Origin of the sequence: Antricoccus suffuscus (assembly GCF_003003235.1) — a bacterium.
GTDB classification, from domain to species: Bacteria; Actinomycetota; Actinomycetes; order Mycobacteriales; family Antricoccaceae; genus Antricoccus; species Antricoccus suffuscus.
Genome location: NZ_PVUE01000005.1, coordinates 234930 through 243745, shown reverse-complemented (window position 1 = coordinate 243745; position 8816 = coordinate 234930). Strand labels below are relative to the sequence as shown.

The 8816-nt window shown below is 65.9% G+C and carries 8 protein-coding genes; 2 read left to right on the top strand and 6 right to left on the bottom strand.

The features are described from left to right. Nucleotides 1-316: 316 nt before the first annotated feature. Entirely contained in the window at nucleotides 317-1276 is a 960-nt protein-coding gene (locus CLV47_RS08670) for a cytochrome c oxidase assembly protein (protein ID WP_106348620.1), read from the bottom strand. Nucleotides 1277-1452: 176 nt separating this feature from the next. Beyond that, nucleotides 1453-2706, bottom strand: coding sequence for a citrate/2-methylcitrate synthase (locus CLV47_RS08665; RefSeq protein ID WP_106348619.1), 1254 nt, complete (start codon nucleotides 2704-2706; stop codon nucleotides 1453-1455). 105 nt (nucleotides 2707-2811) lie between these two features. Between CLV47_RS08665 and CLV47_RS08660 the strand changes: the two genes are divergently transcribed. Beyond that, nucleotides 2812-3987 carry a citrate synthase/methylcitrate synthase gene (locus CLV47_RS08660; RefSeq protein ID WP_106348618.1) on the top strand — a complete coding sequence of 392 codons (1176 nt, stop codon included), beginning with the start codon at nucleotides 2812-2814 and terminating at the stop codon, nucleotides 3985-3987. 26 nt (nucleotides 3988-4013) lie between these two features. On the opposite strand, the gene folE is transcribed toward CLV47_RS08660, so the two are convergent. Further along, the gene (folE, locus tag CLV47_RS08655; RefSeq protein WP_106348617.1) at nucleotides 4014-4643 is read right to left on the bottom strand and encodes a GTP cyclohydrolase I FolE; all 630 of its coding nucleotides are present in this window, start codon (nucleotides 4641-4643) and stop codon (nucleotides 4014-4016) included. Next, nucleotides 4640-5863: an NAD(P)/FAD-dependent oxidoreductase gene (locus CLV47_RS08650; RefSeq protein WP_106348616.1), complete on the bottom strand. Its 1224-nt coding sequence runs from the start codon at nucleotides 5861-5863 to the stop codon at nucleotides 4640-4642. The genes folE and CLV47_RS08650 overlap by 4 nt, the downstream gene beginning before the upstream one ends. Before the next feature lie 116 nt (nucleotides 5864-5979). On the opposite strand from CLV47_RS08650, the gene CLV47_RS08645 reads away from it, so the two are divergent. Then, nucleotides 5980-6720 (top strand): helix-turn-helix transcriptional regulator, encoded by a 741-nt coding sequence (locus CLV47_RS08645; RefSeq protein WP_106348615.1) that lies wholly within the window; start codon nucleotides 5980-5982, stop codon nucleotides 6718-6720. A 51-nt stretch (nucleotides 6721-6771) separates the two neighbouring features. On the opposite strand, the gene CLV47_RS08640 is transcribed toward CLV47_RS08645, so the two are convergent. Both CLV47_RS08640 and CLV47_RS08635 read right to left on the bottom strand, forming a co-directional pair. Further along, a complete protein-coding gene (locus CLV47_RS08640) occupies nucleotides 6772-8310 on the bottom strand; it encodes a DHA2 family efflux MFS transporter permease subunit (protein ID WP_106348614.1) in 1539 nt (512 codons plus the stop codon). Continuing rightward, nucleotides 8307-8777: a MarR family winged helix-turn-helix transcriptional regulator gene (locus CLV47_RS08635; RefSeq protein ID WP_202862467.1), complete on the bottom strand. Its 471-nt coding sequence runs from the start codon at nucleotides 8775-8777 to the stop codon at nucleotides 8307-8309. Before CLV47_RS08635 ends, CLV47_RS08640 begins: the two co-directional genes overlap by 4 nt. Between the last annotated feature and the right edge of the window lie 39 nt (nucleotides 8778-8816).

Sequence of the window (8816 nt, the reverse complement as noted above, 5' to 3'; positions counted from 1 at the left end):
GTGAGTTGTTGGTCGAAGATGTGTAGTGCGAACGCTTCGGTGGTGTGATCGAGGCGGTAGTGGCGCGGTATTTCCTGCCCGACGGCAGCGGGCCGACCGGGACCGGTGGTGGTGCCGGTGGGTGGTGGGTCCTGGGTCGTGGTCATGTCAATTATGGTAGGACATGTGTACGACAATTCTTGAGTTGTCCACAACGCGGGATGATTCAGGAATCGCCGTCTGGTAGCGGCCTCGGCATCTCGGTTCACGTGCCGCTGCCGGAGCATCCCCGGCTTGCGGGATCTCGACTCGCGCCGCGCGGGCCGAGCGTGGCCGCTTACCGAGTCGACTCGAATCGGGCCAGCGCGGCGAGCCGTTCGTTGTAGCGAGTGAGTTCGGCGTCGTCGTCGCGATCGGCTTGACGATCCCGCCGACGCGCGCTGCGGTCGTCCGAACGCACCCACTGGAGGAACACCGCGCCAATCACGATGAGAGTCGGTACTTCGCTGAACGCCCAGGCGATCCCGCCACCAGCGTATTGATCGTCGATCGGATTTACCGACCATCCCGGGGGGACATGCATGAAGTACGTGTTGAGCATCTGCGTGCTCATCATGATCGAGATGCCGAAAAATGCGTGAAATGGCAACGTGAGCAGCAGTTCTCCGATGCGGACGGGGTGCGAGCGACGTCGCGGTGAGGGGTCGACACCCATGATCGGCCAGAAGAACAACAGCCCGACCAGCACGAAGTGCGCGATCATCAGGTTGTGTGTCAGCCAACCGCTCATCGCCCAGTCGAGCGCCGGCGTGAAGTACACGCCGTACAGGCTCACCAGGAACAGCGGGATCGTGAACCCCGGGTGGCTGATAACGCGGGCGAACCGGCTGTGTAAGAGCGTCAGGAGGGCTCGCCGGGACGGGTCCGTTGACGGCAGCGCGCGCAGTGCGAGCGTGATCGGCGAGCCCATCAGCAAGAACAGCGGCGCCACCATGTTGAGCACCATGTGCTGGCTCATGTGCACGCTGAACAGCACCATCGCATAGCCACCGACACCGGTACTGGTGACTGCCACGATCAGCAGCAGGCCGACGATGAAGCTGATCGTGCGGCTGACCGGCCACTCCACCGAACGCCGCCGGAGTGTCGTGACGCCGAGCAAATACAGCACGGCCGCCACGATGCACAAAACCAGGAATACCGGGATCGGTTGTGGATGCCAGATCAGCAGGCGCAGCCACGTTGGCGGCCGCGTCGGCATCCACATGGGCCCCGTCATGGACGGCATTTCGGGCATTTCGCTTGTCTCCAACGCGTGACGCCTCGGGATTTACAGGTGTGCACGAAGCGGACGTCTCGCGCTACCCATCATGCACCCGCCCCGATGGTTTGCCTGGCCCGACCCCGACGTTCTAGAGGCACATATGGGCCGCGTGAAGATCGCGCATCGGCGGTCATCCGGCTCGGAGCCGGTCAGGGCATTGGCTGTGGCGGGCGCGGTCCGGCGTACCTCGCGGCCAGTCGTAGTCGCAGCGGCGCCTCGGCGTACTCCTCGATTGAGTGGGCGATCCAGCCTGCGATCCGGGCCACTGCGAAGATCGTTTCGCCGGCGTCCGCCGGCATCCGCGCGCCGACCGACAAGACCGCCAACGCGAGATCGACGTTCGCCGGTTGTGTCGCGTGGCGCGCCGCGACAGCACACACCTCGCGCGCCGCCGCGAGCGCGTCAGCCGCAGCCGGGACTCGCTCGAGAAATTCGAAAAGCGCCGTGGCGCGGGGATCTTCGGACTGATACACCCGATGACCGATTCCCGGCAGGACCGGGCCGGCCCGGAGGTACGCCGCGACTACCGGCGCGGCGCTGCCGCGCTCGACGACCTCCGCGAGCATGCGGTGCGCCAGGCCGCTTGCTGCGCCATGCAACGGCCCGTCGAGCGCGCCGAGAGCGGCCGACACCACGGCGTACGGATGCGCGCGGGACGACGCGGCGACTCGTGCGGAGAGCGTAGACACGGCGAGGTCGTGATCGGCGAGCAGGACGAGAGCGCCGTTGAGTGCCGCGATCGAGGACTCGTCCGGCGTGCGGGCGGTCAGCCGCGACCACAACCGTCCGGCCAGCGTGTCCGGGAAGTCCGGCTCGGCCGCACAGGGGAGCGCCTCGACAAGCGTGCCGATCAGGTTGCGTGCGGTGTCGATAACGGCGTGTTCGTCGAACTCGAAGCGCAGCGGATCGGCGGCGGCGGCGGCGATCGCGGCCGCACGCAAGCGGTCCAGCATCCCGGCGCTGTGCGGTAGCGCGCCGACCGCGTTCCTGGCGGCGTCGACCAACGCGTCCGGCGGGGCGAAACGCAGTCCTGGCCGCAGCTCACCGGTCCATAACCAGTCGGCGACCTCTTCGTAGACATGTGCACGCGCCAGTTCGATCGCGTCGACACCGCGGAACCAGAGCCGATCGTGCTCGATCAGCGTGATCGACGTACGGAACGAGAACGCGCGTCCCCCGGCGCCGGTGATCACTCCGCCGTGCTCGCCCTTGGTACGCCGGGCAAGCTTCTCGACTTCCGCCGCGTCAAACGTGCTGGCTCGGCCGCCGGGAGTGCGTTGGCTCGTCAGCAGCCGGCGACTGACGTACGCGTAGAGCGTCTCGGTCTTGACGCCGAGCAGGTCGGCTGCCTGAGCGGTCGTCAGGCGTCCGCGCGGTGCGGCGTTGGAGGGTGGTTCGGCCATGGGTCAGCCCCGCATATGTTGATCGAATCAAGATTGACAGCTAATCATCAATGATGCACATTTTCATCGTCACATTCAATCGACACACGATGAAAAGAGGACAGCATGACGAGCACAGCTTCCGCGCCCACCGGCGCGCCGCCCCAGGTCGTCGTACCCCGCGGACTCAAGGGTGTCGTCGTCACCGATACCGAGGTGGGCGACGTACGCGGGACCGAAGGGTTCTATCACTATCGGCAGTACTCGGCCGTTGACCTGGCGATGTCTCGGTCGTTCGAGGACGTCTGGCACCTGTTCCTGTACGGCGAGCTGCCAGGTGCTCGCGATCGCGCGGAGTTTGCCGCGCGAGTTGGCAAGCTACGACGGCTGCCGGACGTCGTACGGGAGGCCTTGCCGGCGATCGCTCGTGGGTCGCTGGCTTCTGGGCCACTCGCCGGTCTGCGTACGGCGTTGTCGCTGGCCGGAGCTGCCGCCGGGTTTCAGCCGGTCTACGACCTTGGTCCCGAACAGCGCCTCGAGGACGCGCTCGCTTGCTGCGCGATGACGCCGACGGTCCTCGCCGCGCTGTATCGACTCGGCGCCGGCGAAGAGCCGATCGAACCGGACGAGCAGTTGGGTCACTGTGCCGACTACCTGCGAATGTTCACCGGTCGCACCCCAGAGCCCGCGCACGCCGCGGCGATTGAGAAGTACATGATCTGCGCGATCGACCACGGATTCAATGCCTCGACGTTCACCTCGCGGGTCATTGCCTCGACCGGCGCTGACGTCGCGGCCTGCCTCGTAGGAGCCGTCGGAGCGCTCTCTGGCCCGTTGCACGGTGGCGCGCCGAGTCGTGCTCTGGACACCCTCGACGCGATCGGTACGCCGGACCGCATCGAACCGTGGATACGCGAACGGGTCGTCGCCGGTGACCGGATCATGGGCTTCGGACATCCGGTGTATCGCACGCAGGACCCGCGCTCGAAGATGCTGCGCGAAATCGCGCAAGAGTTCGGCGGGCCGCTCGTCGACTTCGCGGTCGAGGTCGAGCGTCAGGTCGAGCGGCTGCTTGCCGAGCTCAAGCCGGGCCGCGAGCTGCACACGAACGTCGAGTTCTTCGCCGGCGTGGTGATGGAGTTGTGCGGCGTACCGCGGGCCATGTTCACCCCGACGTTCGCTGCCGCGCGGGTGCTCGGCTGGAGCGCTAACGTCCTCGAGCAGGCCACCGACTCCAAGATCATTCGGCCGATCGCGCGGTACGTCGGACCGCCACCACCGCAGCCGGTCCCGGCGGCCTGACGCGACGACGGATGGTCGGGACGAAGTTACGTATGGCGGGTGAGGGCCAGGAACTCCGAGCGGGTGCGCGCGTCATCGTGGATCAGGCCGCGCAGCGATGAGGTGAGTGTGCGGGTCCCGCGGGCCTGTACGCCGCGCATCGTCATGCACATGTGCTCGGCCTCGATGACCACGCCGACACCTTTCGGCGCGAGCACCTCCTCCAGCCAGCCGCTGATCTGGGTGGTGAGACGCTCTTGCACCTGCAGTCCGCGCGCGAACATCTCCACGGCGCGGGCCAGTTTGGACAGCCCGACGATGCGTTCGCCCGGGAGGTAGGCGACGTGCGCCGTACCGGTGAACGGCAGCAGGTGATGCGCGCACAGCGACTGCACCGGGATGTCGCGCACCAGCACGAGCTCGTCGTACTCGCCGTCGTTGGGAAATGTGGTCACGTTGAACAGCGCGGGCGTGAGCATCTCGGCGTATGCGTCGGCGACTCTTCGCGGGGTGTCTCGCAACTCTTCGCTGTCGACGTCTTGACCCAGAGCCGTGAGCAGTTGCCGTACGGCGGCGCGCGCCGCGTCGTGCTCGATCGTGGGTGCGGCGCGGCCGGGGTCGACGGCGTGGATGCGTCGTTCGTCGGGCTCGACCGATGAGGTCTGCAGGGCGCTCATCGAGCCAGTACCTCACTGAGTGGTACGTCGGGATCGGCTAGTCGCGCGTCGTCGGCGGGCTTGTCAGCGCCGATGATCGCCTGCAGGTCGTCATTGACGTCCCAGACGTTGACGTTCATCGCCGCGACGACGCGGTCGCCGGCCAGCCAGAATGCGATGAACTCGCGGGTGGCCGGGTCGCCGCGATAGACGACGCGGTCCCAGGGCGTGGGGTAGCCGCAGTATTCCAGCCCCAAGTCGTACTGGTCGGAGAAGAAGAACGGGACGTTTTCGTACGCCGTGGGCTTGCCGACCATGTTTTTAGCGGCGAGCTCGCCGTGTACGCCGGCGTTGGCCCAGTGCTCGACGCGCAGGTGCTTGCCGATGCCGAGGTTCTTTGCCGAGACGACATCGCCCGCGGCGTACACGCCGTCGATCGCAGTCTGCAGGAACTCGTCGGTGACGATGCCGTTGTCGACTGCGAGGCCGGCCGCCTCGGCCAGCTCGACGCGTGGAGTGGCGCCGACCCCGACCACGATGAGGTCCGCGTCGATGTCTCCGGAGCCGGTGCGTACGCCGGTCACTCGGTCGGTGCCGAGGAAGGACTCGATGGTCTCGTTGAGCCGCAGATCGACGCCATGTTCGCGATGTAGGTCGGCGAAGACGGCGCCGACCTCCGGACCGACGACCGCCTGGATCGGGGTCGAGGCCATATCGATGAGGGTGACCTCGACGCCCATCTGGCGAGCGGAGGCGGCGACCTCGGAGCCGATCCACCCCGCCCCGACGACGGCCAGCCGCTTTGCCGAGCCGAGTGCATCGTGCAGTTGCTTTGAGTCCTCAAGACTGCGCAGGTAGTGCACTCCTGGCAGGTCTGAGCCGGGCAGGTTGAGCTTGCGCGAGCGAGCGCCGGTGGCGATCAGCAGCTTGTCGTATTCGAGTGGCTCCATGCCGCTGGCCGCGACAGTGCGCGTGGTGATGTTGATCGTCTCGACCTTGGTGCCCAGTCGCAGCTCGATGTGGTTGTCGTCGTAGAAGGCCTGGTCGTGCACGAATGCGCTTGATGCCTCGGCCTCGCCGCGCAGGAAGTCCTTCGACAGTGGCGGGCGCTCGTAAGGAAGCTCGGTCTCGGCCCCGATCATCACGATCCGGCCGTCGAAACCCTCGGCGCGCAGGTGTTCTGCGGCCTTCGCGCCGGTAAGGCTCGCGCCGACGATGACAAACGTTGAGTTGCTGGTCATGTTCTACCTCGCTAGATCTGCATAGATTCAGGTGGACGGCTCTTCCCGATCACTCTAAATAAAGGATACATTGATATTAGAAAGTGTCGAGAAGAAGAATGAGATTGGTGCCGAAAATGGCTGAACATCGCGACGCGCCGTCCGATGACCTGACCGTCGTGTCGGCGCTCGCCGAACGGACCAGGCGAGCGGTCTACGAGTTCGTCAGCGCAAGCGACGGCTGGGTCGGCCGTGACCAGGTCGCCGAGGGGGTTTCGGTCGAGCGCGCGACCGCGGCTCATCACCTCGACCGGCTGGAGGACGCCGGGCTGCTGGAGATCGACTTCCGGCGGCTGTCCAACAAGACCGGGCCTGGTGCGGGTCGTCCCGCGAAGCTCTATCGTCGGTCGGCGCGCCAGGTCGATGTCAGCCTGCCGCCGCGTGACTACGAGCTGGCGGCGCAACTGCTCGCCGGGGCGATCCAGACCGCGCAGGACTCCGAGACTCGCGAGGACCCCGCCTCTGCGGTCGAGCGTACGGCGCGGGCGGAGGGAGAGCGGATCGCCGGCGTCATGCAGACGCGGCTTGCCGACGTACGCCGTCACGACTCCGGCGAGCGGCTGGCCGTCGCGCTGGAGGTGCTGGCCGACCACGGATATGAGCCGCGGCGTACCGACGCGGACACCGTCGTACTGCGCAACTGCCCGTTCCACAATCTCGCGCAACGGCACACACAGCTCGTGTGCACGATGAACCTGCAGCTGCTCGACTCGGCCGTCGAGCGGTTCGGCGGCACCGGGTTCTGTGCGTGTTTCGAGCCGTCCGCAGACCAATGCTGCGTCAAGCTTCGCCGCGACGTACCGGAGATGGTTGACTAGCCGCGCCTCGGACGCATCAGCCGCGTCTGAGCGACGGCGAATCGTCGAAGGTTAGGGCAGCGCGGCGGCTGGCAGCGTGTCGTCGGACGAAGTGTCGTCGGCGGGTGATTCCTGGGTCGGCTTGCGCGAGAGGAAGAGCGCGGGGATAAGGCAGGCCACGATCAGGACCAGCGCCACGATGAATGTTGTCGAAAATGCGTCGGACATCTGGCCGGGCACTTGGGCGAGGACGTGCGGGGTGATCTTGGGCGCCAGCGAGTGGTCGGCGGTGGCGGCCTTGACCAACTGTACGGCGGGTTTGTTCAGCAACTCGTTGGTCAAGATCACGCTCAGTACGGCGGTCCCGATCGACCCTGCGACGCGTTGGACGATGTTCATCAGTGTCGAGCCGCGGGCGACCTCGTCGTGGGTCAGCGAGGCCAGCGCGGCGGTCATGATCGGCATCATGGTCATGCCCATACCCATGCCGATGACAAACAACGCACCGAGTATCAATGCGAGTGGCGTCGCGGGACTGAGCTGGGTGAAGACCGCCATGCCGGCGGCGATGAGCACGATTCCGCCGAGCACAAACCAACCCGGGCCGCGCTTGTCGGTCAGCCTGCCGGCGATCGGCATGGTCAGCATGGCGCCGAGCCCTTGCGGCGCGAGTAGCAGGCCGGCGCTGAGCGTGGTCTCTAGCCGCACCTGGATGAAGTACGTCGGGAACAGCAGCATCGCGCCGAAGAACGCCACCGAGAACAGTGACATCGTGATGACTGAGACGGAGAGTTGGCGGTGCTTGAACAGCCGCAGATCAATCAGCGGATGCTTGGCCCGCAGTGCGTGCGGCACGAATGCGCCGATCAGCGCCAGTCCGACGATGGCCGGGATCAGGACGAGGGCGGAGGCGATGGTCCCTTCGCTGGGGATGCTGGAGATGCCATACAAGAACAGCGCGAGACCGGGTGAGAGCAGCAGCATGCCGACGAAGTCGAACGACTCAGATGGTTGCGGATTGTCCTTCGGCAGTACCCGCAAGGCCGCGACTAGAGCAAAGATGCCGATCGGCAGGTTGATCAGGAAGATCCAGTGCCAGCTCGCGGCTTCGATCAGCCACCCGCCGAGGATGGGCCCGGCGATTGGGCCGATAAGCATAGGCACACCGAGCACAGCCATCACGCGGCCGATCCGTTTGGGTCCGGCGGCATGCGTCATCATCGTCATGCCTAGCGGCATCAGCATGCCGCCGCCGAGGCCCTGCAGGATGCGGAAGGTGATAAGGCTGAAGATGCTCCACGACAGCGCGCAGAGGACCGAGCCGCCGACGAATAGCGCGAGCGCGAGCATGTACAGCCGTTTGGTGCCGAATCGGTCGGCCGCCCAGCCGGTCATCGGGATCACCGTGGCCAGGGCGAGCGTGTAGCCGGTCAGCGTCCATGCAGCGGTCGAGTACTGCGCATCGAAAACGGTCTGAAACTTCGGTATCGCCACACTGACAACGGTGGTGTCCAGGATGGACATGATGGCGCCGAGTACGACGACGCCGGCGATTTTCAGCAGGCCGCGGTCAAGCGAGTCGCTCGCCGGTGTTGTGTTGATAACTGTCATGAGGTTCGTTTCTGAAGTTTGATTGTCGGCTCGAGTCGAGCCTGGATAGGCGCGAGCGCGGCGAGCAGCCGTTCGTGATCCTCCGGCTCAAGCCGGTCGAGGAACGCGGACATGCTGGCGCGTTTGATGGTGTGGGCGTGCGCGACCTGCGCGCGGCCTTGCGGGGTGAGCGAGACCCGTTTGATGCGGCGGTCGCGGGGGTCTTCCTGGCGATCGACGAGCCCTTGATTGACGAGCTGGTCGACGTTGCGGCCGGTGGCCGCGACGGACAGCCGCAGGCGCGTGGCCAGCTCGTTGATCGGAAGTGGCTCTGATACTTGGGCCAGGATCATGATCGAGCGCGCTTGCGAGAGCGTCCATTCGGTGGCTGCCAGCGATTCGAGGCTCGACTCCTGGAGATTCAGGTGAAGTGCGCGCATGAATGACACGACGGCGTCAACGAGTTCTTTTGGGGCATGATTTGGCACAGCTAAAACGCTACCACCAACGCAACTATTGCGTCCTCA